We start from the raw sequence: 25,509 nt of genomic DNA on the forward strand, positions 1-25,509 counted from the left end.
TTTTAATTGTTATTTAGTTTAACGTTTACATTTTTCAAATCAATATCTGAGAGCTTCTCAAGCTTATCTTGCTGATAGTACTCATCTATTTCTGAAAGCTTGAATTCAACACCTTTTTTGGGTTTGTAATTGAAGTAATCCTGGATTTGGATACCATTGATATCCCCGGGATTGGTTGCTTCCCGGAAGCGAATACCACCACCATTGGTTTGGTATTCATAAGCAAAATAGTCCAGAATGTAGTCCTCACTATCGAACCAATAGATAAATACATCCTCGAAATCTTCTCCGCCCCCCTCTTGTCTAAATGTTACTTGAATTTTATGATATTCTTTGTCAAGAACATTGACTTTGCCGAGATAATTTTTGATTACCGAAGCGTCATTTAGCCTGTAGGGTAAAAATGCGAAGTAGATGACGGAATTTACCGAATTAGCGTAGGCATTTTGCCTTGCTGCCACAAGTTCCTGCACTTTACCGTTGATGTAGCGTGTAAGGCCATTATTGGTAAGCACGTCAAGGGTTTCTGTTCCGGTGCTGTCGATATGGAGACGGGTGCATTCAAACTGATTTTCATTCATTTTATAACTATAGGATCTGTCCCTAAAATCAAAGGCTGCTTCCGCATTAGCTAATAAATGAAGATTGCTTCTGGCAATGGCAGAGTCTACTACTGCCTGTGCCTTAGGGTCAGTTGTTGTGCTAGCTGATGGATTACAGCCGACAAAGAGTAGGCCCAGAAGAATGCCTAAATAGCTGTTGTACTTTATTTGCATCCTCTTGAAAATTGCAGGTGAACGATCTTCCGCATATCTTCCTCTACCTGCATGGAAAGGGTTACCAATCCGGCAGAATTAATTTGCTGGCCTTGCATCTCGCCCTTAATCAAATAATTGCCTTGCAATAATGCCATCTCTTTGTTGACCAGAGATTCAGCAACTTCAACAGAGAATGTCATCTCCTGCATCTCCTCAATTTCTTTTCCCAAATGACCGTCTCTGTAGTGCTCCCAGGAATCATCAACTGATCCCTGTTCGTATATCTTAGCTTTGGAAGAAAAAACCGCGTTCAACGAATCCAGATTTTTATCATTTACTGAACTGACAAATAAGTCCAGCACTTCGTTGGCTGTATTTTTGGGTTTGACCGAATCATTGCAATAAATCATTAGTATTGATAGAGCCAAAATAGCGGTGGTAAATAATTTTTTCATCATAGATTATTGGGTTAGTTATAAATAGTTAAGCAATAGTAATTTCTTTATCAAGGTAAACCTGCTGGATCAGATTAAGCAGTTCAACGCCTTCGTTTCTAGGTCTTTGGAATGCTTTCCTTCCCGAAATCAATCCCATGCCTCCTGCTCGTTTATTGATAATAGCCGTTTTTACAGCTTCAGCATAGTCCGAATCACCAGATGATGCCCCTCCCGAGTTGATCAGGCCTATCTTGCCCATGTAGCAGTTGGCTACCTGGTATCGGCACAGATCAATTGGATGATCCGAAGTATATTTCTCATACATTTCTTTAGAAGTCTTACCAAAATCCATAGCCTTGAAACCGCCATTTGTTTCAGGCAGCTTTTGTTTGATAATATCTGCCTGAATGGTCACTCCCAGATGGTTGGCCTGGCCTGTGAGGTCAGCGGCTGTATGGTAATCCTTGTCCTTGGTTTTGAAGGCTTCATTTCGGGTATAACACCACAAGATAGTGGCCATCCCTAATTCATGGGCATAAGCAAAGGCTTCTGAAATTTCACGGATCTGCCGGTTTGACTCTGCCGACCCAAAGTATACGGTAGCCCCAATGGCGCAAGCCCCCATATTCCAGGCATCCTTTACCGTTCCAAATAAAATCTGGTCATGCTTGTTGGGATAGGTTAGAAGCTCATTATGGTTGATTTTTACGATATAAGGAATTTTATGCGCATACTTTCGGGCGTTAAGCCCTAATACACCAAAGGTAGAGGCTACACCGTTACAACCTGCTTCCAAACCAAGCTGTACAATATTCTCCGGGTCAAAGTAGTCCGGATTGGGGCCAAAAGCACTCCCAGCGGAATGTTCAATACCCTGATCTACCGGAAGAATTGACAAGTAGCCCGTGCCTGCCAGGTTACCACTATTATACAATCTTGATAGTGAATTAAGCACCTGCGGATTTCTGTTTGTATTCAGAAAAACCTGATCCAGATAATCCGGTCCGGGTATGGTAAGCCTTGTTTTGTCAAAGGTTTTGCAGCTGTACTCTAACAGGTATTCAGCCTGATCTCCTAAATATTCATTTATCTTTTTCATATCCATTCTATTTACAGTTGACAATTATTGACGTTTTGTACTTGTAGATTTTAACCTCGGGACGACCAGAACGGTTACAAGTAGTAATACTGTTCCGATGATCGGGTATGGCCAGGATTTGCCAAAGGTGTACAACCAAATACCCAAAATAGGCCCCAGTACCTGACCGATGCTATTAACAGATGTTTGTAGCGAAAGATCAGCTCCGGTATGATTTTTATCAATGAAAGAAATCATAGCGATAAGATTTGGCGTAACCATGGCTCCTCCTACCGCAAAAACGATGATCATAGCGTAGACAAACAAGTTGTGTATCCAGAAAGAAAAAGCGAACATGGCCAATGAGGCTATTGCAAAGCCGATAAATAGTTGTGTGTTTATAGACAATTTTTTCTCATCAAGACTGGCAAAGAGGGGCTGTAGTGCCGCCATGATCAAACCACAAAGCATAAAGCCCAGGCCTATCTGTGAAGTAGTAAAAGTAAGGACATCCTTAGCGTATACGGAAAAGACCGTTTCAAATAAGGTGACCGCTAATTGAATAACCAACGACATCAGTAACAGTAATATAAAATCTAATCTGATGCTCAATCTTGATTGCTGTACTTCTTGTAGAATATCAAGGTTACGTCTTTCGGGATTTTTCAACCATCCGATGGTTAGAAACAAAATCAATACCCCTAATAATGCCACCGCAAGGAAAGGAACGCTGAATTTATCTAGCAGTAAATGCCCGAAGCTGGTATTAAAATGCAGGTTGGTTTGAGCGAGATAACCACCGATCATCGGCCCGGCTATCACTCCCGTACTTACAGCAACCCCGGACCATGCCAAGACTTTCCTTCGCTGCATGCTGTTGGTAATGTCACTGAGGTAAGCATTACCAACGGGGATAACCGAAGATGAGAAGATCCCTCCAAGGATACGGGCCATGTACAGCATGGTTAAAGAAGTAGCCAGGCCGGTTAATGCCTGCATAACAACAAAACCTGTCAGCCCCATAATGATGAGTAGTTTACGACCGAAACGGTCGGATAACTTACCCCAAACTACCGCAAATAATAGTTGAAAAAATGGGTATATGCTGGTAAGGATACCAATGTGATAGTTGATATCCTCATCCGCCACTACACCGGACTTTAAAGCAAGTCTTTCCGTATAGTAGGGTAAAACGGGCAGCAGTACGCCATACCCGCTCATAACCACAAAAATACTCAACAGGACAATTATTATCCTGCCAAGAATTTCTCTATTACCCATTACTTGTTACCAATTTTTTTCTTTAAAAGTTGGGCATTGATTGCCACTATAATGGTACTCAAACTCATAAATACCGCACCTACCGCAGGCCCCAATACAAAACCGGAAGTGTAAAGAACACCTGCTGCTAACGGAATGGCAACCGCGTTGTATCCCGTAGCCCATATCAGGTTTTGGATCATCTTATTGTAAGTAGCTTTTCCAAACAGGATCAGATTGGCAATGTCTTGCGGGTTGCTATTGACCAAAATAATGTCGGCTGTTTCGGCCGCTACATCGGTGCCTGAGCCCACGGCAATACCTACGTTGGCCTGTGCCAGTGCAGGCGCATCGTTCACCCCATCACCGGTCATAGCGACAAATTCATTCTTAGCTTGTAGGTCTTTTACGATTTCAACCTTCTGGTGTGGCAATACCTCTGAGTAGTATCCGTCCAGGCCTAGTTCTTCACTTACTGCTTTGGCGACTGTTTCATTGTCACCGGTAGCCATCATCACTTTAATGTTATTGTTTTTGAACACTTTAATTGCCTGGGCACTTTCCGGCCTGATCTCATCGGCCAGGGCGATGTACCCGGCCAGTTTATTATCCACCAGCACAAATACAACTGTCTCCGCAGCACTGCTGTAGGCACCATCAGGTAGGGAAATATTCTCATCTTTCAGATAACCCGGGCTCACTACTTTTACATCTTTTCCTTCCACTTTTGCTTCTACCCCTTTACCGGTAATGGCATTGAAGTTTTCCGGTTTGGGTACGGCTATGTCTTTCTCTTTTACTTTTTTGATAATACCAACGGCAATAGGATGTTCCGAACTTTGCTCCAAAGCACTGGAAAGCCGAAGTAGTTCGTCTGCCTCAAATTGCTGATCTACCGCTTCTACACGGGTAACGCCAAAATCGCCTTTGGTCAGGGTTCCGGTTTTATCAAAAACGAGGGCCGAGATCTTTCTTGATTCCTCAAAAGCAGTCCTGTTTCTAATCAGCAGACCATTCTGTGCCGAAACCGCAGTGGATATGGCTACCACTAATGGTATGGCTAAGCCAAGCGCATGCGGACAAGCAATGACCATGACGGTAACCATTCTTTCCAGGGCATATACGAAAGGAAAGCCTAAAAACAACCAGGTAGCCAGCGTACCAAAACCAATGGCCAATGCAATATAGGTAAGCCACTTGGCGGCACGGTCTGACAAATTCTGCATTTTTGACTTAGACTTTTGCGCATCTTGTACCAGCGTAATTACCTTATTGAGGTAGCTGTCTTTACCTGTATGCTCTACTTTTACTTTTAGTGAGCCATTGCCATTGAGTGACCCTCCGATTACTTTATTCTCAAGGCCTTTTTTTACCGGTTTGGATTCCCCGGTCAGCATAGACTCATTCAGGTAACTTTCCCCCTCTACGATAATGCCATCAGCCGGAACTTTTTCACCGGGTTTAATCAAAATAATATCATCTTTTTGCAAGTCTTCCAGCTTCACATCTTCTACCGTGTCACCTTTGACCCGATGCGCTTCTGAGGGCATCATGCTTACCAATAACTGCAGGGCTTTTGAAGCTCCCAGTACGGATTTCATTTCCAGCCAGTGGCCGAGTAGCATGATATCAATCAGGGTGGCCAGTTCCCAAAAAAAGTCTTCTCCTTCAAGGCCGAACACTGTTGCGGAACTATAAAAATAGGCAACACTAATGGCCATGGATATTAAAGTCATCATGCCCGGGGCACCTTCCTTCAGCTCATCCTTCAATCCTTTCAGAAAAGGCCAGCCTCCGTAAAAATAAACGATGGTAGAAAGCCCGAACAGAATGTAAGCATTGCCCGGCAGCAGCCACTCATAACCGAAAAATCCCTGGATCATTGGCGAAAAAACAAGTATAGGGACAGTGAGTACCAGCGATATCCAGAATCGCTTTTTGAAGTCCTCTATCATCATTTTATGATGATCATGTCCCATTTCACCATGCCCGGGGTTGTGACCCGAATGACTACTATGCCCATGTCCTTCATGTCCGGAATGATCTTCATGCTTTTTACTTTCTTCGTGCTTATGGTGTGTGTGATTATGCTCTTTATGATTTTCCATAATGACTATTTTTTATTTGTTCGGGTATTTCAGATTTAGTTTTTCAAGCTGTTCGGCTAAAATTTTAGCTGCTGTATAATTACGAAACCAGCGCTTATCTGCTGGGATGATGTGCCAGGGCAGATGGTCGCAGGCATTCAATATGGTATGATACGTTTTCCTGTAGTCATCCCATTTTTTTGGGATAAGTTCATCTTCTTTGGCATATTTCCATCGTTTGTGCGGTTTTGTCTTACGCTCCTCAATACGCTTTACCTGCTCGTTAGCCGATAGGTGTAGATAAAACTTTAAAATCAATGTACCATTCGCCATCAGATGATGTTCCAGTTCATTGATCAGGTTGATGCGGTGCTGCAAGACATCTTCTGAAAGGCTCTTGTTTGTAGCCGGAACCAGAATGTCTTCATAGTATGACCTGTTAAATACCCTGATCATACCTTTCTGGGGAAAATGTGGATAAACGCGCCATAAAAAGTCATGTTTGAGCTCATCAATTGTGGGTTTCTTAAACGATGTTACCTGCACGCCCTGCGGGTTCATGCCGCTAAAAGCGTGACGGATCGTACCATCCTTTCCGGAGGTATCAAGCCCCTGCAAGACAATGAGCATGCTGTATCTTCCATCGGCATAGAACTTATTCTGCAACTGAAAAAGCTCCTTTCGGAGTTTTTTCAAGGCTTTCTTTGTTTCCGCCTTATCGGCATCTTCCGGTGGCAGTGTTGATATGTGTTCTAACTCAACCATCTGCTTTTATTCAATTTCTTTTGCGTTCTGTTCATATTTCATGGTAAACCAGGCCCCATCATCCTCTGTAAACTGCTGACGTTGCAATACGAAATCGTTAGTCAGGTATTCTTCCACGACATAGTTTATCGTTTTAATACGGATTCCCATCATGTATGCTTCAATAACAGCCTCACTACTTATTTTTACTGATTGGTTCACTACCTCCTTTTTCCTGTTTTTTATGGTGACCAGGCTTTTGGATCCGAAAAAACTTAACACCCCGGATTCAACACTCATCTTCAAATGAATATCTTTTAATTCTTCTCCTTTACCCAGTTCATACAGTTGCTGAAAGTCTTCTGAAGTGACATCCACTTTTATCTTCTCGTCATCCGGATCAGTAAAAGGAAATACATTCAATAGCACATCAAACTCATTGGGATTGCACTTATATGTGGTCGTGTACTTTTCCGTAAGCCGGCCGCTTTCGTCATAGAGCTCGGTTATTACCTTTATCCGATAAGTTTTACCCTGCTGCTCTAACTCACCCGTTAAAAATATCTGCTTGCCCTGCAGGTCTCCATTTTGATCATAGTTTTCACGTACTATTCTTTTTTGCGCTATTTGCTGAATGAACATTTCTTTCTCCTGACCATACAAAATTGCAGGGGCAAGTTGCAGACACGCTATTAAGGTGAGTAGCGCACTACGCATGATGCTTCATCAGTTGGTTAATCTCTTTTGCCAGAATATCTGAAAGGTCAATCTGATTACTTTCATGCGGGATGGTATTGCACGTTACGACCTGTTGTACCCCTGCATTTTTTAGATCCGCATAGGCTGAGCCCGCAAATACGGCATGTACCCCAACACAAACCGGTGGGTGCATTCCGGCTTTTTTTAAATGGCCGACTGTCTCTATCATCGTTCTGGCGGTGGAAATTATATCATCCACCAATACCGGGGTGTGGTCTTTGTATTTTGCTACATCGGGGACGGACACTTCCACATCCCTGTCACCATGCCTTACTTTCTCTAACACGGTAAAAGGTGCCCCGGCTTCTTCTGCTACCTGGGAAACCCATTGCTCACTTTCACTATCCGGGCCGATGAATACCGGCTTTTCAATATTATCGCTCACCCATTTTGAAATGTGTGATGCCGCATGGATCAGTTTATTAGGTACGGTGTAAATCTCACTTAACGAACTTCTACGGTGAAGGTGTGGGTCAACGGTGGTCAATGTTTCTGCAAAACCTGATATCAATTCAGCAAAATACGTAGACGTGATGCCTTCTCCTGGATTAAACTGTTTATCCTGACGCATGTATGCCAGATAAGGCGCTACCAGGCACGTACAGGCAGCACCAAGTTCTTTGGCTGTCTTACTTAAAAAGTACAGGGGCAGCAATTTGGTATCCGGCTCATGCAGCGTACATACCATTACCACACATTTGTCTTTTACCTCAGAGTGAATCTGCACATAACTTTCTCCATCGGGAAACTGCCGGATGGTTGCCTCTCCCTTTTCAGCCTTGAGGTGCCTGGCTATTTTTTTAGTAAGATCTTCGTTGCCCGATAAGGCAAAAACTATCATTTCCATATTTTTAAGTCGCTTTGATTTTAATAATTTGTTTTTGTGTATCCAGGTAAGAAAGGGCGTATTCAAGCTCTCCTTGTGACTCAGCATGGATTTCAAACAGGGTATCGTTCTCTTCCACATGAGTACACAATGGTGTAAGCAGCAAAATGCCTGCTGTCATAGCACCGGGAGCACCGGCCAGCTTAGCCACTTTGGCCAGTCTACGGTTATCAATTTCTGAAACTACTCCACTTGCTGCGGATCTAATCCTATGCTTATGGGGCGCTACCTCAGGTTCCCTGAAAAAACCTTGTGCCTCGCAGATAGCAGTGAATTTTTTGTAGGCAGCTCCACTTTTCAAAACTCTCAAAGCTTCAAGAGTGCCTGACCCTTCGGCTGCTTTTCCTCCCATTTCCAGTAATCTGCCTGCCAGTATTACTGCTCTTTCTCGCAGGTCATCAGGTGCATTGTTTTCATTTCTCAAGACGGATAAAACATCCTTAGCTTCCAAGGCAGGCCCTATACCCCTCCCCACAGGTTGTGACCCATCGGTGAGCACGATATCAATATTCAGCCCGATGGCTTTGCCTACCGCAACCATCTTTTCTGACAGATGCTCAGCAGCCTCCTGCGACCGCACCTTAGCCGTAGCTCCAACAGGAATATCAATCACCACATCGGTAGAACCTGCTGCCGCCTTTTTAGAAAGCACGGAAGCGATCATCTGCCCTTCGCTATCAATATCCAAAGCTTTTTCTACACGGATGAGTATATCATCAGCCGGACTTAGCTGTACTGATCCGCCCCAGGCAAGGCAACCGCCTTCCTGTTCCACGACATTTTTCATTTGCCCGGTGGTGAGATTTACGTTGGTGACTACCTCCATGGTGTCAGCAGTACCGGCAGGAGAAGTAATGGCACGGGAAGAAGTTTTAGGGATGGTCAACCCGGCTGCGGCAACAATAGACACTACCAATGGAGTAGTTCTGTTACCAGGCAAGCCACCTATGCAGTGTTTATCATAAACTTTATCCTTGCCCCAGTCCAATTTGAAACCCACATTGATCATAGAACGGGTCAGGGCAATCACTTCGTCCTGATTTAATGAGTTCCCTGTGCTGGAAGCCAGAAAAGCCGACAATTGAATATTAGATAAGTTACGATTGACGATATCGCCAATGATCCTGTCAAACTCGGCCTGGTTCAGTCGGTGTCCATAAATTTTCTTACGGACATCACTCATGGAATCCAGGGCATCCAAATGGCTCAGCCTAAGCAAGTCACCTTCTTTAGTATCCAGGGCTTCAATGGCGGCATCAGAAAGGCCCAATTGATCGTGACTTAATTGTGACTCATCATCCCAAACGATAAGAGATGCTACGATAGTTTTTTCTCCTTTTGTAACTTTTATACGATTTAAAGCCTCAAACCCTTCCGATATACAAACCGGGCAGTCCTTACGCATAAATACCATATATTCGTTTCGAGCATCTATGCCTAATCTTACTAGTTTTAATACGTTATGCCGGGTATCCTTTGCTTCCATCACAATTCTACCTTTTGATTAAGTTGTGGGATATCTGTTTGCCATCCTTTATTATCTTCCAGGGCTTTTGACAAAGCTTCTGCCTGCTCTGCTTCCCCATGAATAATAAACACCTTTTCGGGTTGTTTTTTAATTTCAGAGAGCCAATCAATCAAATCGTTTTGATCACCATGTGCACTCAGTCCTTCAATGTGTTCCATCTGCATGTTGAATGGCAGCCATTTGCCATACACTTTAATTTCTTTTGCACCTTCAAGTAGCTTTCTTCCTCTTGTTCCTTCTGCCTGATAGCCTACAAAAAGTAGGGTGTCGTTACTATTGCCTGATCTTGTTTCCATGTAGTTGAGTATTCGTCCGCCCGTCATCATACCGCTACCTGCAATGACGATCTTGGATTTATTGTCTTCACGCAGTGCCAGGGTTTCCCGATAGTTGCTCACTACCTGAAAATGAGAACACATTTCATCACATTCTTCCGGCTTAAGCTTGTGCCAGTCCCTGGAAGCATGAAATAGATGGAGTACATTAGCACCCATAGGACTATCCATGATCATTGGTATTTTTGGAATCCTTTTCTCCTTCAAAAGCCTCCAAAGCATTAGCATCATGAGCTGAGTGCGCTCTACGGCAAAACTGGGAATGAACAAGCTTCCTCCACGCTCTACCGTTTCGTTGACTATACGTTCCAGTTCCGGGACAATACTTTCTTCTTCAGGATGAATCCTTCCTCCATAGGTGGATTCAATAAGCAGGACATCCGCTTTTTCAGGCTTTTTTGGCGTATACAAAAGCAAATCTTTTTTTCTGCCAATATCACCTGAAAACACCAGGCGGCTATCGTTGGTCTCTACTTCAATAAAAGTTGATCCGATGATATGGCCATTGTATTGCCACCTTACTTTAAAGGCACCTTCAATTACATGCCATTTACCTTCTGAAACAGGGTTGAAAAGTGGAAGGGTATTTTCAACGTCTTTTAAGTCATAGAAAGCCTCTGCCGGACTGTGCTTACTGTAACCCTCTTTATTTGCCCTGGCTGCCTCTTCTTCCTGAATTTTGGCGCTATCCTTTAAGATAATTTCTGCGATTTTTAAGGTAGGCGCACTACCATATATTTTTCCTCTAAAACCAAGCTTTACCAAACGAGCCAGGTAGCCGGTATGATCAAGATGTCCGTGCGTAAGCACAACAGCATCAATGGCTTTCGGATCATATTCAGGTTGTTCCCAATTGAGTAAACGTAATTCTTTTAATCCTTGAAACACACCGCAATCCACCATCAGTTTTTTATTTCCTGATTCAAGTAAATATTTGGAACCTGTAACCGTACCAGCGGCTCCTAAAAAGTTTATGGTCATTTTATCATTCATTTGTTGTGTTACGTACTACCTGAGCAAATTTCCTCTCCCTCTTTGATGATTCTTTTGACTCGTGTATGAGAAATGCCCATTTCTTCAAGTACTTCGGGTTTATTGCATAACTCCTTACAAAGCACGATCATCTTATCAATCAGCTTTTGCTTCTCAGCCTTTGTAAGGCTGGTAAGACATGTAACAGGGTGCAGACCAGACATATTTATCCGGTCGCTAATGCTTCCTTGCTGTGGATAATCCCAACCTATCAGTATTAGACCTGAACATTTGCCATATTGGATGGCATCTTCGGTAAACCGGGTATTGGTCACCACCCAGCCTTCATGAAATTTTGTCGCGTGTCCTTTGCGCTTTTCCCATTGCTTTTTCACATCCTCAAACCGGGATTTGATATAAAGTGGAATTTTCACATCACACTTATAACCTTGGCGGTTATGAAATTTGCACTCCACCATGAAGTGCTGATTATCTTTCTCAGCCTCCACATCTATTTCGTGAGAAACGCAATGACCCTGAATGATTACCCCGACTTTAGTACGGTACCCCTGATGTTTTAAAATTTCACCTACAAACTTTTCAAAGGGATAACCAGAGGGACCCAGCTCCAGAATCGACTGCTTGATCTTATACCTACCTGCTACAGCTTTTGAGTGCTTCCGTAGCATGGAGAATGCCTGGCTGTAGATTTTCTTTGTGGACATACCATCAACAAGCTGCGCTTCAATCTCACTCACAATCCGATCAATAACGGCAGAAACTGCCCCTGCCTTTTCAAGGGATTGCCTGAGTTTGGTTGATGAAAATGGAGCTTTTTCTCCGGAAGCCTTGGTTATTAAAACGGTCTTTTCTGGCATTCAATCTACTTTAACAATTGAATGTTAAAGTTAGAATTTTACACTCGGAGGTATTTATGATATCTCACTTTCGATGTACGAAATTACGCTATTCAAGTCAGTCTCTGATCACTAGTTGAACACCTAAAATCAAGCCTTACATAAGGCTTGATTTATTAGTTTCACGTATAGTATCTAATAAGATCTTCCTGATAAATCCAGAAAAATTTACTTATATCAAAGTAGTTCAAAGGAGCCAGCTTGTGCTTTGATTTCATCCCTTGAACTACTGCACTGTACTCTAAATAATCATCGGGAGAAAAACAACTTTGAGAACAAGCTTCAGCAATTTTCAAAGAATGGCTGTTCCATAGTGGAAAGTAAGTTGGAGCATGAACTGCGCAATATCTGGAGGCAAATTCTATGTTTTCATAATCTATATTGCTGTTCCCGTTTTGAGCAATACTAACTGCAATTAATAGCTCACCTTGACCTAACGAACTATCAATTTGCAATTTTTTGATATTATTTTGGAAACCACACCTTATGAAATAATCAGCTCTATCATGGTTGGCCACTGCCATCACCTTTTCTTTGATCACATCAATATTCTGATTGCCCGGTCGGAACCTGATGAAATTGATGAGTTTTTTATCAGTAAGAAAGTAGCCACGAATATCTTTAATATGGTTGATATGTTCCTCTATCATCTTATCCATCTTCATTATCAGCTATTGAGGTTTTATGAGTCATCTTGTTTTTGGTAATGCTACCATACCATTGATTGAAAACCACACAAGCAGTCAGGTCTCCCGTTACGTTTACTGCCGTTCGGAACATACCCAACAAGCGCTCCACCCCAATAATGATGATGATACCTTCAGCAGGAATACCTGCACTACCAAGTACGGATGCCAGAATAACTACACCTCCACCAGGAATGGCCGGAGTTCCTATTGAAGCTGCAACAATGGTTACTATTACCACAATGATGTTCAACAAGCTCATCTCCAGCCCATACGCCTGGGCGATAAATAAAGTGGTTATGGTTTGATAAAGTGCTGTACCATCCATGTTGACGGTAGCGCCTATAGGGATAATAAAGTTGCTGATTGCGGGATCAACTTTCAGTTTTTCTTCTGCTGTTTGCAATGAGAGTGGCATAACCGCTGCTGAACTGGTCGTAGAAAAAGCCAACAACTGTGCATCCCTGATTTTTCCTAGAAATTTTAGTGGATTCCTTCTGCCTGGCAAACTCACTATTAACAAATAGATACCTACAAGAATAAGTAATCCGGCTAGTACAACGGCCACATAATAACTTAGTCCGGCAAGAGAACTTAAGCCTACACTAGAAGTAAGTTGAGCCATAAGCCCAAAAACAGCCACAGGCACTAAAAGCATGGCCCACTTGACTACTGTCATACAAATTTCCTGTATTGCACTCAGCAGCAACCTCACAGGTCTTAACAAGTCTGAGGGTAGTGACAGGACTGCCACCCCAATGATAATGGTGAAAATAACAATACTCAACATTTCTCCGCTAACCATGGAAGCCAGGGGGTTTTCGGGGAGCAGATCGGTGATGATAGTTGGCACATCGTTTATCCCAAATGACAATTCTGCACTTTGAGTTCCTTTTGCCAAGGCCTCTTCATGTTCAGCTGCTGCCTGCTGGTGCAAATAGCGACCCGGTTTGAAAAGTGTGGCCAAGACAGTTCCAATACTAACAGAAATAATGGTTGTTGCCACAAAATATAAGAGTACTCCTCCTCCAAGCTTTTTGAGGTTGTCTTTGTCATTGCTGGCAATGCCTGTTATGATAGATGCCACAATCAATGGAATCATGATCATCTGCACCAGCTTAAGAAATAACATGCCGGGCAGGGCCAGCCAGTTGCCTAAAACATCTGCAGTAGCTTTGCTTACCCATCCATTTTGTGGGCTTAAAAGAAGACCAAAACCCACTCCTAAGAAAAGTGCAATGAGTACCTTTAACCAGAGCTTACCTGCTACCAGTTTTTGAAGATAGGTATTAAGTGATTTGAGAGATTTTATTTCTGTATCAAACAAGCTCATTATATAATCCCTAAACTTTCATTCGTCTTTTTAATAGAGCTTACTGCGCTTTTCTCTATTCCCGTCAATGCCCTTATAGCATCAATTGTTTCCGGTATAACAATGGCCTGGTTATCCACCACATAAGCGTAATAGAGTTCATCTCCCTCGACTTTAAGCATATCTTGCCAAAGGGCTACTTCATACATATCGCCCCAGGGTCGTCCCATATCCAGGTACTTTTCTTTGATCGTATTATTGGAAACCAGACCATCGCTGTAATTGATCAAGGTGATTCGCGTAGATGTCTGAAATGCTTCTATCACCTCTTTTTTATCAGCTTTCCGGGTAAGGCGGACATTCCAATAATGCAGGTGGCTAAGGGTTTGAGGTACTTTCACAGCCATGGTTACTACATCCAGTTCAGAGTCCACGCTCTGAGCGTCCGGTCCCTGGTGGCTGGGAATATCTTTCTCCGGAACGAGTGTATTCATGATGCCCCCTAAATGGCTTTCCCAAGGATCTGTAGCCCTGCGTAGCAGTGTACCACGAGCACTTTGCAACAACCCTACTTTTTTGAGAGCAGTAAGCGTACGCAAAATGGAGGTGGTGTTACAGGAGACCACCCGGGTACTGTCCCGGTTCAGGGCGGAGGCATAGTTATTTTCCGCACTAAAGGAGTGACCGGTAGTTTCGTGTTTTTCTCCACCTTGCAGGATAAATTTTATTCCCTGCTCCTTATATATTTTTACATTTTGTGCGGCTATCTTCTTTGGCGTACAATCTACCACCAGGTGAGCAACCCCTAATAGGTCTGCCATATTACCAGCCAGGGGAATACCGGCCTTTTGCATGTAACCACTGGCATCTTCGGTAGCTGCATAAACAGGGTATCCTTTCTTTACCGCAGCTTGAATGCGCCAGTCGCTGATCACATCACATACCCCGGCTAATTCCATATCGTCTTGTCGCGCGATTGCATCGGCTACTCTTTTGCCGATTACGCCATATCCTATAAGTGCTATTTTCTTTTTCATCTTGTTATTGATTTTTAATTGTAGAATGAATGTTATTTATGTTGGACAGTCCGAATACGATCAGCACAAAGCTCTGACCGATCTCCATCATCACTAAAATTTTGGCAGGGGTAGTTATTGGCACAATGTCACCATAACCGATGGCCGCAAATGTTACCACGCTGAAATAAAACGTCTCGAATAAATACTCGAAGTAATTGAAGCTTTCAAAAGGTTTAAAGCCCTTAAAAGAAGATGGATTGGCAGCGACCAGACAGGTAAAGTCTGCAGCATAGGAGAAAATAATGAGCATAACCAGCAGCCCGAAAATCCAGAGAAGTTGCCCGAAAGAATGACATTGTTTAATGGACTTATTGACCTGCCTGAAGGTGAAAAATGTAAAGTAACCGCTCTTAATAAAAGTGAGAAAGATAACAATATAAGGCACCCAACTTAGTGCATGATCTACAAACTGCATAAGATACACGTACACAAGCGCTACTATCGCAACCAACAAAAGAGCCGGACGCATTCGTTTAAGCAGTTGTTTTAAGAAATTACCCGTGTTTATTTTATAAGTCATCATGTATCGTCAGTTAATCACCTGAGCTGCTTTTCCTGATTGTCGAAGAATAATTACACCTATCACACCGGCAAGTACTGAAGCAAATAAAATGGTCAGTTTGGCAATGAATGTATATTCCTCTTTTTGAAAGGCCAATTCCGTGATAAACAGTGACATGGTAAAGCCAATGCCTGCTATCATGGCTACTCCGGAAATGTGTCTCCAGGAAACCTCTTGCTGCAACTCTGCCAGCCCAAGCTTGACTAAAAGCCAACCGGCTCCTAAAATCCCGGTAAATTTCCCTACCAAAAGGCCAAACGTAATACCCATGCTTACCGGGTGACTCAAAATTTCAATTATATCCCCATGGATATGAATACCGGTATTGACCAGGGCAAATATTGGTAGAATGAAAAACCCTACTATGGGCGCCAGGTGATGCTCTATCTTTTGCAAAGGAGTTTCCGCGTCATCTGATTTTTGTTTGATTTCTTCCAAAATCCCAAGTTGTTCTTCCGAGATGAAATTGCCCTTGATGGCTTTTGTTTCTAAAAATTTTAGATGAAGCTTTTGAAGGTTTTTCAGGTAATCCTCTTCCTTGATTTTGACCCTGCCGGGAATCGTAAAAGCAGTGAGAATACCTGCAATCGTAGGATGTACTCCTGAGAAGAAAAATGCCAGCCAAACACCTCCAATCCCGATAAGTGCATAAAACCAGGCTTTACGAACTCCAATATAATTACCGCCAACCAATAGCAGTATGAACAGTACACCGTGAAGTAAATCCACATAAGAAATACCGGAAGTATAGAAAATAGCAATGATGAGTACGGCACCAAGGTCATCAACTATGGCTAGTGCTACCAAAAAAACTTTGAGCCCTGCCGGTACACGATCTCCCAATAATGAAAGCACTCCAATGGCAAAAGCAATGTCTGTAGCCATGGGGATACCCCAGCCGTGCTCTGTAGGGGTATTTAAATTGAAGATGAGGTAAATGAGTGCCGGAACGACCATGCCGCCAATAGCTGCTCCGATAGGCAAAATAGCTTTTCTGAAAGAAGACAGTTTTCCTCCTATAATTTCCCTTTTCAACTCCAGGCCTACCTGTAAGAAGAAGATCGCCATTAAGCCATCATTTACCCAAAGTAATAGTGACTCTGACAAAGCAAATTCCCCAACCAAGAGCGAGATTTCAGTGTGAATAAAGTTTTGATATACTTCCCCGAATGGGGAATTAGCCCAGATCATGGCTACCAGTACAGCCAGAAAAATGGCAATCCCTGAAGCTGATTGGTTCTTTACCAGATTATTCAAAGAGTTGTTTAGGCGGGTAATCATTTGGACTCCTCCTTTTCTAAGTCCTTGTTTTTGTACTCCTGGATGATTAGCCGATTGCCTTTGTCATAGGTGAAATAATTCCACACCCAGTTCAGTGCTACCATCAGCTTATTTCGGAAACCGCTAATGGAAAAAAGATGTACTACCGACCATAACAACCAGGCGATATACCCACCAAACCGAAATTTACCCAGATCGGCTACCGCCCTTCTTTTACCGACAGTGGCCAGTGACCCTTTATCCAGATAACGAAATGGTTTTGAATATTCTCTACCCGCAATTCTGTACTTAATCACTTCACCCAGATACTTACCCTGTTGGATGGCCACCTGTGCCACCTGAGGATGGCCTTTGGGTGTTCTTTGGCTGACTACTGCAGCTATATCGCCAATGGCAAAAATATTGGTGTATCCTTTTACCAGCAGGGTGTTATTCACTTGAAGCCTGTTTCCCCGAACAATACTTTCTTCTCCAATACCTTCAGGAAAATCTCCTGTTACCCCGGCAGTCCAGATCAGATTCCTAGCGTAGAGTTTCTTTCCTGAATTTGTTGAGACAGCCGATCCATCATAATGTTCTACTGCTTCCTCAAGCATAACCTGTACGCCCAGCCGGGTCAAATATTTCAGTGCCTTTTCTGAAGCTTTGTCAGACATGGATGCCAGCAATTGATCACCTGCCTCCAGCAGATAGATATCCATTATTTCGGAGGAGTATTCCGGATAATCTCCCGGTAATATATATTTCTTGAATTCTGCAAGGGCACCTGCCATTTCAACCCCGGCAGGGCCTCCACCCACTATAATAAAATTGGTGAGAATGTCTTTTTCATGTTCATCACAGGTGATAGCTGCCTGCTCCAGGTTCTGGATCATGGTATGGCGAATATTCAGGGAATCCTGAATGCTTTTCATGCCCAAGCTCCACTTTTCAATATCGGTCAAGCCAAAAAAATTGGTTTTAGTCCCAGTGGCTATAACCAGGAAATCATAGTCAATGATACCTTTATTGGTTAATACCCGGTTTTGTTTTGCTTCTATTTGCTGAACTGTGGCGTACCTGAATATTGTATTTTTATTACCACTGATTTGTTTGCGAAATGGGAATACGATGCTATCCGGCTCCAGGCCACTGGTAGCCACCTGATAAAATAGTGGCTGGAATTGATGAAAGTTATGTCTATCAACCAGCACAACCTGTATCCTACTTCTCTTTAATGCCTTAGCAAGAGCAAGTCCCGCAAAGCCTCCTCCAATAATGACAAGCCGGGGCATATTGGTTTCCGGTAAGCAAACCATCTCATCTGTATTACAATATTCATTCATAAACATGCATTTTTAAAGGGTGTTCTTGCAATTTTTGCCAGTACAGATGCTCAAACAGGCTTGACAAATACATGCCAAAGGTGAAAGCAAATAGAAGTTCTTCCAGGGGTACTCCCAATATGAGTATATGCGTCAAAGCATCCAGGTTCCAGTAGAGGTTCACATACTCGGGGAAAAATGGTAAGATGCTACCGAAATAAATAAAGTACAACAGGGTAAATAGAAAACCACCGATCCATATCTTGCCTTTAAGATCAGGGCGACAGTATAAGGTGGCAATTGCACCGGTAAACATGGCTATAATGCCACAATAAATATGGTTTAAGCTGGTGAAATAAGCCAGGATGAGAAATACTACCGGAGGAACAAACAAGATATACCGATGCATCCGATGGCGTCTATGCGTGCGTTCTGATGGGTGCATTTCAACGGTTACTTTTTTAAAAACCAACTGATATAGCACTGACCCTATGCCCCCAATCGCAAACGAAAAGATCAGGCTTTCAATATCAAAACCTGTGCTTTTAGCTAAATCAAAAAGTGAAGGAGGATTCCAATATTGAGGAACAAATAATGGTTCTGTCAGGCCAAAAGGCATAGTGATGAGGCTCATTTTGAGCATCACCTTTCTATAATCTTTTCTAAATAAAAAGATCATTCCCCATACTGCAAGAATGATCAAAGACCAAATCAGCCATACATAGTCTATCATCCTTACTAAATCATCGGTATTTTTTATTAAAAGATATATTGTAGACCGTAGCTATGAGTGCGCCAAATAACCAGCCCAGTATGAACATTTCTACCAGTCCGATGAGTGCTTCGGTCCAGGGTACGTCCATTCTGATGATGGGGCTGGTGTCAAGTCCGTGGAGCAAACTGTTAAAAAACAGGATGGTACCTTCACGGCCTACAGTGGCCATCAGTATAATACAGCCCAGGTAGAATACCACACCTGCTACCCCCCAAGCCAATGCGAATTTTTTAATGTTGATGTGTTGCATGATCGTTTTCGTTTTTGGATTGATTTTGCTGGCTTCCGTCATGTCCAGAATGGTCTCCATGACTTCCCAACATAAATAGGTGGCCCACAAAAAATACAATGATGAAAATAAATAGCGAGTTAGTTCCATTAAAGCCGAAAACCGGCAATAAGAAGAGCAGCAGGAAGATGCCCAGGCATCCAACCAGCATCCATATCATATGATTATTTCTCATAGTTTAGTTTTTTAGTGGTGACCAGGATGAATATCTACTCCCATATTTTTTTTATTTCTCATCATTGTTTCTTTGTCCATCATGCCTTCTTTGTGCATCATCTCCATCATCTGCCCCATCATATTGGGTTTATCTTTCATCATGTCCATCATATGGGCACACATGGACGAATCCGAGTCAGCCATGTTCATCATGTTGCTCATCAGACTATGCATCATATCAGGCTTATCTTTCATCATGGCCATCATTTGATCATTGTCTGACATCATCATACCCATCATCTGCTCATTGCCTTTCATCATCATTTGGGTATGATCATCCTCCATCATTTTGGTCATTAATTGTTCAGCGTATTCATGATCGGAAATGATGGTATTAAAAATTTCATTTCGGGTTTCATCATTTTCTAACATTGTGCTTACATCCTTCTGTTGCTGGCAGGCAGGTAAAGCCGCTATCAATAAAGTGAGTATCACTACTGTTTTTAGAGTATTCTTCATATCGTTATCGGTTAAGGTTAATACTTAGTATAGGTATATCGGCATGGTTAGCCAGGTTTTCAGTAATACTCTTTCCTATCAGATTAAAAAAGCCGGACCTCCCATGTGTAGTTAATGCAATAAGGTCAGCATTTACAGATTCGGAAAACTTAAGAATACCGCGTTCTTCATTTAGCGAATTGTAGATGTTGGTGGTGCAGGTTCCTCCACGGGGACAGGTTTCATGAAAAGCATGCATTTTCTCAAGGCTCCTGTCCGTCTCCTCAAATGAAAATGGCACATTGACATAAAGAAGGTGAATATTGGATTCGTTGAGATCAGCGAACTTCACCACTGTCTTGAAAGGTTCTTTGACATCTTCTTCAAAATTGGATGCAAAAACCACATTTTTAACGGGCCACTTAGACTTTTCTTTGATGATCAAAACGGGTACAGTAGCATCTCTCAGTACCTTTTGCGCATTCGATCCGATAAACATTTCTTTTGCACCCGATGCACCATGCGAACCCATGATGACAAAATCATGATGGTGGAATGGGATATGTTTGAGAATTTCCTCTCTACCCACATCAAATACGAGAAACTGTTTGCCCTTCAAACCTTTGGTTTCCGCTTTATTTACCAGCTTATTAAGCTCGCTCTTCGCATGCCCGATTTCCTTTAATGTTTCGGGAAATCGCTGCTCCTTCTCCTTATCAAGTTTAACCCACGGAACAGGCGTGATTTGTAGGTGCAAAAAATGAATCTCCGCACCTGATTTTTCTGCTATGGCAATGGCAATATCTGCCGCTCGATTAGCTGTTTCTGAAAAGTCGGTAGGTACTAAAATATTTTTCATAAGTCTCTGTTCTCCAAGTCGGTTTCTAATGATTTTACTTTGACCATCTCACTAACCTCTGTGATATAAATAATACCGTCCCCGGAGTGAGCTGTTTTTCCATTTTGATGTATAATCTCTAGTGATTTCTTCACTTTCTTGTCGGGTAAAACAACTTCCAGTTTTGCTATTTTAGCATGTGAAAATGGATGCCTCAAAGACGGAAAATCCTTACGCTCATCGGTATAGTGACCGGTTCCCTCTCCTTCAAAGACCGTTAAGCAACAAACTCCTTCTTCACGCAGATGATTTACAATATCAGGTAATCGATCCGGCCTGACGAAAGCCTTTATTTCTTTCATTTTTGCAACGTCTTTTTTATGTCTTCATACTCTTCTTTGCTGATTTCTCCTTTGGCATACCTTTTTTTCAAAAGGTCTAACGGTGTTTCCTTTTTCATTCTTTGTCCGGGTATATCCCAAGGTGTAGCGAAAATCCAGATTATAAATATCACCCAGATCACCCACCAGATGATGTGCATACCCCAATAGTGTCCTTCAAACCAATGCATGATTTCTTATTTTATGATTTCAAATAATTTATTAACCTTTTATTGTTGGTTGTTATTCAAAATTACGAGAAAGTACAGCTCTCTTTTTTTGAAATCTTGTCTTTGATGTATGATATTTTGCTATCAAAACATCAATAGCTTAGTGGTTATCACCACTTAGGATCATAACCGTACCCATACCTACTACCATCGCTCCGACCATTACAGGAACCCACCATTTACCACGAAAAAGTCCGTGTCTGTCCCCTGGAGCCATACTGAATTTTTCAGGGTTCTTCTTAAATACCTGGAGACATTCTTCACTGTCGAAGTAATACACCTCATCATTATATGAATACTGAAGTGCTGCATTTACGTCAACGTTATTCTCACAAACAGGATCAGCATGTTTCTTAGATGTCTGGTGATGACGACCCACCGAGCAGGAGGTATTTATGATCATTGTAGACCACGCCAAAGTATATAATATTGCTTTTCTTAAGGTTAACATGACCTATACATTTTGTAAGACATCGAGTAATTTCTGGCGAATATTCAAAGCCACTATTTCAAGGTCTTCATTGGCAATTGCCTGCATAGAGCTTATCGGGTCTACAACTGACACCTCCATATGACCATCCATAAGATCCTGCACAATCACATTACAGGGTAACATGGTGCCTATTTTATCTTCGGCCTTTAATGCTTTAAATGCGTACTCGGGATTACATGCACCTAATATCTTGTAGGGATTAAAATCAATGTTAAGTTTGTGTTTCATAGTTTCCTGAACATCGATCTCGGTTAATACCCCAAAACCCTCTTTGCCCAATTCTTTAACCACATGATCTACTACATCCTGAAAAGAACTGTTTTTAACAAGTTTACTGTGATAATACTCCATGAAAAATCTTAATAAATTATAGTGTTTGATCTAATACCAACTGGTGAATATGTACTTTAATATTTTTGCTTTCCGAAAGCCTGTTTTGAAGAAATTCTGCACTAACCTCAAATGTTAACCCAAGAACACATTTGAGGTGTGACCCTCCTTCAATATGTTCCAGGGAACCTGTTCCACTTATTGGCAGGTCTGACGTTTTATAGTTAAGGGTTGCCCTAAACTCAAAAGTTTTAGGTGGATGCTTGCCTGTATCTATCTTATCTTCACCTTCACCGCTTTTTGTGATGTTCAGCTGCCCTGCCAATATAATTTTAGCATCCTCCATAGAGGAAATGACAGCGTCCAGAGAATCTACACCGGAATACAAAGAATTGGCGGGAAGGGTCATTTTAAAATAAGCCTCTTTGTAATCCAGTTCTGCAAATAGTTTTTGAGAATGCAGGTTGATCACAGAGTCACCAACTGGGACGATTAATAACACACGGCCATTAGTTGTATGGTATAAATCCTGAGCTTTTGCCATATTTACGCTAAAGAAAATCATACTCGTAATTGCCAATGTGTAAAGTATATTCCTAGTAAAAGAGTCATTTCCCATTTATGAACGAAATGTTAAAATTGGTTTGATCATAGCTTTCCTTTTTATTCAGTCTCTATCAAAAATAAGTGGATTAATGCATGATCTTTTTTCGAAATCTTGTCTTTATTGTATGAGATTAAGGTTATCATTTTCAACCCATTTTTTCACCAGACCCATCTCTCAACTTGTCAGAAAGTCTCCTGAATAGTGCCTTGTTTTGAAGGTTACTATTGTCAATGAGTAGTCCTTTCAAACCATCTTTTGTTTCGATCCCATAAATAACAGACTTACCTGCTGCATCTTCATTTTCATCAAACCGGTAGAACTCTGAAATATTCAATTCCTCAATTTGAAAGCTGGCACACAGATCCTTACATTCCAGGCAATCTTCCTTCCTGTTGAAATTATAGGTGTAGCCTTTTTCTCTTAAGTCGCCCAGTGCTTCAGATAAGTTCTTGTAGTACCGGTTCTCGTTTTTCATTACTTCTTTATAATCAGATACAGAAAGACCGGTAACACGCTTAAATTGACTGGATAGGTAATGGACGGAACTGTATCCGAGCTTAACAGCAATCTCACTTAAGTTCAGTTCATCATACTTTATCAGTTCTTTCACCCTGTCCACTCTTTTGCTTATGTAGTAGGTCTCTATCGTAAGCCCCTCAATTTTTGAAAAAAGCTTGCTAAGAAAATTGTAGTTTTTACCTATTTCGTGTGCCAGAAAATCAGACAACATCACCTCTTTGGTAGATTTTTCAAGGATTTCTATATAGTGTTGAATTCCAAGCTTAATCTGTTCCATCAGGACTTCTTCTTTGTCTTCAAGAAGTTCAAACCCGTAAGTATTTAACCTGGACGCGATTTTGTCCTTGTTCATGGCCTCAGGCACTTGTATTGTAGCATGCCCAAGCCGGATCGTTGAAATAATTGCTCCGAGTTCCTCTAATTCATTTCGTACAACCAGAATGCATCTCGGGCACACCATATTTTTAATATTCAGATTTAATGTTTTCATCTGTTATAGGGGTTAAACTTTTTCTGATCCTGGATTAAATCCAGTGAAGGAGTATCGACCGGTTAAAATCTTTGCTTATTGCCAAATGAATTATTTCAACAATAATTTTTGGCCGGCAATACATTGCCCTCGCAGAAAAAGTGATTAAGAATTATTGAAAAGAATAGAATAAGGCTGATAAGCTTGCGGAGTAGAACATGGCAAACTTCATGATCAGCCTAACAGATGAATGCTAATTGAGGAAGGATTGAATAAAAATACGAATATGGTTACCACTAACTGGTGGTGGCAGATTGGTATATAAAAACGGGAGTAATTGCTGATTAAAAGTTTCAACCTCAAAATCTATGGCGTACACCTGATAAAGCACGTGAAAGATGGGAGTCTCAACCGGTATTTGCTTTAGCTCATATTTGATTAATGAGGCATAGAGGTTATTCACTACTTCATCACAACACTCATCCTCCTCGCTATCATCATGGCTATGCTTATCATCGTGATGATGATCAGTAGCGGCTTTGTGATGATTATGGTCATGTGTTTTTTTTGGGTGAGGATCAGCTTCTTTAACAATAGCAGGATAATTCCCCCACGAAATTAATCCTAAATCACATAGCGCATCGCATACAAATACACTGATAAACCCTGTGAGGAGCAGGGTTACTATGTATTGTTTGATGTTATGCAATTTTCTCATCATGACCATTAGGGGCGATAATTATTGCATAAATGTCGGTAAAATCAGGTGTAATTCAAATGATAAATATTAAGTGAAAATATGATATAAGTCACTATACTGACAAAAAACCTTAATGAGCATGCCCTTCTTCAGATTCAAGAAATTTACCCTGAGGCCCTACTGCTTCTATATGTACGAGTTGAGCCCCGTAATGACCGGTGCGCGACACCGCATAGCCGGAAGCAATGAGTAACAAGGCAACCACTGCTACAGCCCAACGTTTTTGTTTGAAGATAAACTGACTGGCTAGCTGAGCCACAAAACCGGCAATGCTCAAGTATATGGTCCAGTCGGCCCATAAATCATGCTGCGCAAGCACCTGTTTGGCATGCGCTGTTAAATCATGGGTGTGTGGGTGGAATGTTCTCCCTGAAAGATAAGCACCCAGCGCACCTACGAAAACCATTCCCGTGATGACCCAATCTATTTCCTTTTTTAGAAAAACAACATTTGCAATGGCCAAAACGGCTCCAATCAATAACAATACGATTGGGAAGTGAACCATAAGCGGATGCAGATTGGGGAAGTCGTCCAGATCAGCTGTGACTTTCTTGCTCTCATGCTCATCTTGTTTATGCTCCTGTTGTGCTTGTATATGAGAAGAATCCTCCTGGGACTGCTCCAGATGCGTGGAATCTTCTTTTGTGTCTTTTTCATGTTTCTCCCCTTCATGAGCAGAGAGCATAAAGCATGACAACATGAAGTATAATAGTAGTCCTAACTTTTTCATAGCCGTTCAATTACAATAATTAAGAAAATTTAAAACTATGCTCATTGCATGGAAACTTCAGTACAAAATCTCATCTTAGATGTATAATATTCTTCAGCTGGCTAGCGGGTAACAACCAATTTTTTGATCATTGCTTCACTCAACGCTTCGGAATAAACACCATAGGCATCTACTAATACGCCTTTAAGTCCATCCGTAGATTCAATGGCGTAAAGAATGGAGTTGTCATCCGGGTTGCTCATGCCTTCAAACCGATATACTTCTTTTACTTCAAACTGCTCAGGATGAAGCTCAAGCTTATGGGCCGGACATTCGATACAATGCGGTTTGAGATTAAAATCGTTGGAATATCCTCTTTCTTTCAGGTCTTTTAATGCTTCAGATAGTGTTTCGTAGGTTTTCATTTTTTTACTTTTTGAAATTTATTCCAGTTACCAGGCCATTTAACAG

At 41.8% G+C, this 25,509-nt stretch carries 30 protein-coding genes; all 30 read right to left on the reverse strand.

The features are described from left to right. Positions 1–2: 2 nt before the first annotated feature. The 30 genes from BUB19_RS08220 to BUB19_RS08370 all read right to left on the reverse strand — a co-directional run bounded on the left by BUB19_RS08220 (position 3) and on the right by BUB19_RS08370 (position 25,463). Complete coding sequence (locus BUB19_RS08220; RefSeq protein WP_073094032.1) at positions 3–776, reverse strand: DUF6503 family protein; 774 nt, start codon at positions 774–776, stop codon at positions 3–5. Beyond that, positions 767–1,216, reverse strand: a complete 450-nt coding sequence (locus BUB19_RS08225) for a hypothetical protein (RefSeq protein WP_143155964.1) — start codon at positions 1,214–1,216, stop codon at positions 767–769. Before BUB19_RS08225 ends, BUB19_RS08220 begins: the two co-directional genes overlap by 10 nt. Positions 1,217–1,241: 25 nt before the next feature. Next, the gene (locus tag BUB19_RS08230) at positions 1,242–2,294 is read right to left on the reverse strand and encodes a class I fructose-bisphosphate aldolase (protein WP_178371460.1); all 1,053 of its coding nucleotides are present in this window, start codon (positions 2,292–2,294) and stop codon (positions 1,242–1,244) included. 24 nt (positions 2,295–2,318) lie between these two features. Beyond that, positions 2,319–3,554, reverse strand: coding sequence for an MFS transporter (locus BUB19_RS08235; RefSeq protein WP_073094035.1), 1,236 nt, complete (start codon positions 3,552–3,554; stop codon positions 2,319–2,321). Next, positions 3,554–5,641, reverse strand: a complete 2,088-nt coding sequence (locus BUB19_RS08240) for a copper-translocating P-type ATPase (RefSeq protein WP_073094036.1) — start codon at positions 5,639–5,641, stop codon at positions 3,554–3,556. The genes BUB19_RS08235 and BUB19_RS08240 overlap by 1 nt, the downstream gene beginning before the upstream one ends. A 12-nt stretch (positions 5,642–5,653) precedes the next feature. After that, positions 5,654–6,385, reverse strand: coding sequence for a PPK2 family polyphosphate kinase (locus tag BUB19_RS08245; RefSeq protein WP_073094037.1), 732 nt, complete (start codon positions 6,383–6,385; stop codon positions 5,654–5,656). A 6-nt stretch (positions 6,386–6,391) separates the two neighbouring features. Then, entirely contained in the window at positions 6,392–7,081 is a 690-nt protein-coding gene (locus BUB19_RS08250; protein ID WP_073094038.1) for a hypothetical protein, read from the reverse strand. Beyond that, positions 7,074–7,970, reverse strand: coding sequence for a ribose-phosphate pyrophosphokinase (locus BUB19_RS08255; RefSeq protein WP_073094039.1), 897 nt, complete (start codon positions 7,968–7,970; stop codon positions 7,074–7,076). Before BUB19_RS08255 ends, BUB19_RS08250 begins: the two co-directional genes overlap by 8 nt. A gap of 4 nt (positions 7,971–7,974) precedes the next feature. After that, on the reverse strand, positions 7,975–9,495 hold the full coding sequence (locus BUB19_RS08260; RefSeq protein ID WP_073094040.1) for a thymidine phosphorylase family protein: 1,521 nt from the start codon (positions 9,493–9,495) through the stop codon (positions 7,975–7,977). After that, positions 9,495–10,853 (reverse strand): MBL fold metallo-hydrolase RNA specificity domain-containing protein, encoded by a 1,359-nt coding sequence (locus BUB19_RS08265; RefSeq protein WP_245802808.1) that lies wholly within the window; start codon positions 10,851–10,853, stop codon positions 9,495–9,497. Before BUB19_RS08265 ends, BUB19_RS08260 begins: the two co-directional genes overlap by 1 nt. Positions 10,854–10,873: 20 nt before the next feature. Next, a complete protein-coding gene (locus BUB19_RS08270; protein WP_073094042.1) occupies positions 10,874–11,722 on the reverse strand; it encodes a restriction endonuclease in 849 nt (282 codons plus the stop codon). A 161-nt stretch (positions 11,723–11,883) separates the two neighbouring features. After that, on the reverse strand, positions 11,884–12,426 hold the full coding sequence (locus BUB19_RS08275; protein WP_073094043.1) for a hypothetical protein: 543 nt from the start codon (positions 12,424–12,426) through the stop codon (positions 11,884–11,886). Then, positions 12,413–13,780, reverse strand: coding sequence for a dicarboxylate/amino acid:cation symporter (locus BUB19_RS08280; RefSeq protein ID WP_218588552.1), 1,368 nt, complete (start codon positions 13,778–13,780; stop codon positions 12,413–12,415). Before BUB19_RS08280 ends, BUB19_RS08275 begins: the two co-directional genes overlap by 14 nt. Next, positions 13,780–14,796 carry a type II glyceraldehyde-3-phosphate dehydrogenase gene (locus tag BUB19_RS08285; RefSeq protein WP_073094044.1) on the reverse strand — a complete coding sequence of 339 codons (1,017 nt, stop codon included), beginning with the start codon at positions 14,794–14,796 and terminating at the stop codon, positions 13,780–13,782. Before BUB19_RS08285 ends, BUB19_RS08280 begins: the two co-directional genes overlap by 1 nt. A gap of 4 nt (positions 14,797–14,800) precedes the next feature. Continuing rightward, positions 14,801–15,361, reverse strand: a complete 561-nt coding sequence (locus BUB19_RS08290) for an ion channel (RefSeq protein WP_073094045.1) — start codon at positions 15,359–15,361, stop codon at positions 14,801–14,803. A gap of 6 nt (positions 15,362–15,367) precedes the next feature. Then, on the reverse strand, positions 15,368–16,681 hold the full coding sequence (gene nhaA / locus BUB19_RS08295; RefSeq protein ID WP_073094046.1) for a Na+/H+ antiporter NhaA: 1,314 nt from the start codon (positions 16,679–16,681) through the stop codon (positions 15,368–15,370). After that, positions 16,678–18,006 carry an NAD(P)/FAD-dependent oxidoreductase gene (locus BUB19_RS08300; RefSeq protein WP_014022538.1) on the reverse strand — a complete coding sequence of 443 codons (1,329 nt, stop codon included), beginning with the start codon at positions 18,004–18,006 and terminating at the stop codon, positions 16,678–16,680. The genes nhaA and BUB19_RS08300 overlap by 4 nt, the downstream gene beginning before the upstream one ends. After that, positions 17,999–18,718 carry a lycopene cyclase domain-containing protein gene (locus BUB19_RS08305; protein WP_014022539.1) on the reverse strand — a complete coding sequence of 240 codons (720 nt, stop codon included), beginning with the start codon at positions 18,716–18,718 and terminating at the stop codon, positions 17,999–18,001. Before BUB19_RS08305 ends, BUB19_RS08300 begins: the two co-directional genes overlap by 8 nt. Positions 18,719–18,728: 10 nt before the next feature. Beyond that, positions 18,729–19,070, reverse strand: coding sequence for a DUF5676 family membrane protein (locus BUB19_RS08310; RefSeq protein WP_244874476.1), 342 nt, complete (start codon positions 19,068–19,070; stop codon positions 18,729–18,731). Between the two features lie 165 nt (positions 19,071–19,235). Next, positions 19,236–19,724 carry a hypothetical protein gene (locus BUB19_RS08320; protein ID WP_073094047.1) on the reverse strand — a complete coding sequence of 163 codons (489 nt, stop codon included), beginning with the start codon at positions 19,722–19,724 and terminating at the stop codon, positions 19,236–19,238. Between the two features lie 4 nt (positions 19,725–19,728). After that, positions 19,729–20,562, reverse strand: a complete 834-nt coding sequence (locus tag BUB19_RS08325; RefSeq protein ID WP_073094048.1) for a universal stress protein — start codon at positions 20,560–20,562, stop codon at positions 19,729–19,731. Continuing rightward, on the reverse strand, positions 20,559–20,903 hold the full coding sequence (locus BUB19_RS08330) for a P-II family nitrogen regulator (protein ID WP_073094049.1): 345 nt from the start codon (positions 20,901–20,903) through the stop codon (positions 20,559–20,561). The genes BUB19_RS08325 and BUB19_RS08330 overlap by 4 nt, the downstream gene beginning before the upstream one ends. Beyond that, positions 20,900–21,112, reverse strand: coding sequence for an SHOCT domain-containing protein (locus BUB19_RS08335; protein WP_073094050.1), 213 nt, complete (start codon positions 21,110–21,112; stop codon positions 20,900–20,902). Before BUB19_RS08335 ends, BUB19_RS08330 begins: the two co-directional genes overlap by 4 nt. A gap of 139 nt (positions 21,113–21,251) precedes the next feature. Next, positions 21,252–21,602: a YHS domain-containing protein gene (locus BUB19_RS08340; protein WP_073094051.1), complete on the reverse strand. Its 351-nt coding sequence runs from the start codon at positions 21,600–21,602 to the stop codon at positions 21,252–21,254. A 3-nt stretch (positions 21,603–21,605) separates the two neighbouring features. Then, positions 21,606–21,995: a DUF302 domain-containing protein gene (locus tag BUB19_RS08345; RefSeq protein ID WP_073094052.1), complete on the reverse strand. Its 390-nt coding sequence runs from the start codon at positions 21,993–21,995 to the stop codon at positions 21,606–21,608. Positions 21,996–22,011: 16 nt separating this feature from the next. Next, positions 22,012–22,518 (reverse strand): hypothetical protein, encoded by a 507-nt coding sequence (locus BUB19_RS08350; protein ID WP_143155965.1) that lies wholly within the window; start codon positions 22,516–22,518, stop codon positions 22,012–22,014. 208 nt (positions 22,519–22,726) lie between these two features. Then, positions 22,727–23,590: a helix-turn-helix domain-containing protein gene (locus tag BUB19_RS08355; protein ID WP_073094054.1), complete on the reverse strand. Its 864-nt coding sequence runs from the start codon at positions 23,588–23,590 to the stop codon at positions 22,727–22,729. A gap of 232 nt (positions 23,591–23,822) precedes the next feature. Beyond that, the gene (locus tag BUB19_RS08360) at positions 23,823–24,290 is read right to left on the reverse strand and encodes a hypothetical protein (protein ID WP_073094241.1); all 468 of its coding nucleotides are present in this window, start codon (positions 24,288–24,290) and stop codon (positions 23,823–23,825) included. Positions 24,291–24,399: 109 nt separating this feature from the next. Further along, complete coding sequence (locus BUB19_RS08365; protein ID WP_073094055.1) at positions 24,400–25,059, reverse strand: DUF2231 domain-containing protein; 660 nt, start codon at positions 25,057–25,059, stop codon at positions 24,400–24,402. A gap of 101 nt (positions 25,060–25,160) precedes the next feature. Next, complete coding sequence (locus tag BUB19_RS08370; protein ID WP_073094056.1) at positions 25,161–25,463, reverse strand: phosphoribosylpyrophosphate synthetase; 303 nt, start codon at positions 25,461–25,463, stop codon at positions 25,161–25,163. Positions 25,464–25,509: the final 46 nt, after the last annotated feature.

This window comes from Cyclobacterium lianum, assembly GCF_900143075.1.
Classification (GTDB): domain Bacteria; phylum Bacteroidota; class Bacteroidia; order Cytophagales; family Cyclobacteriaceae; genus Cyclobacterium; species Cyclobacterium lianum.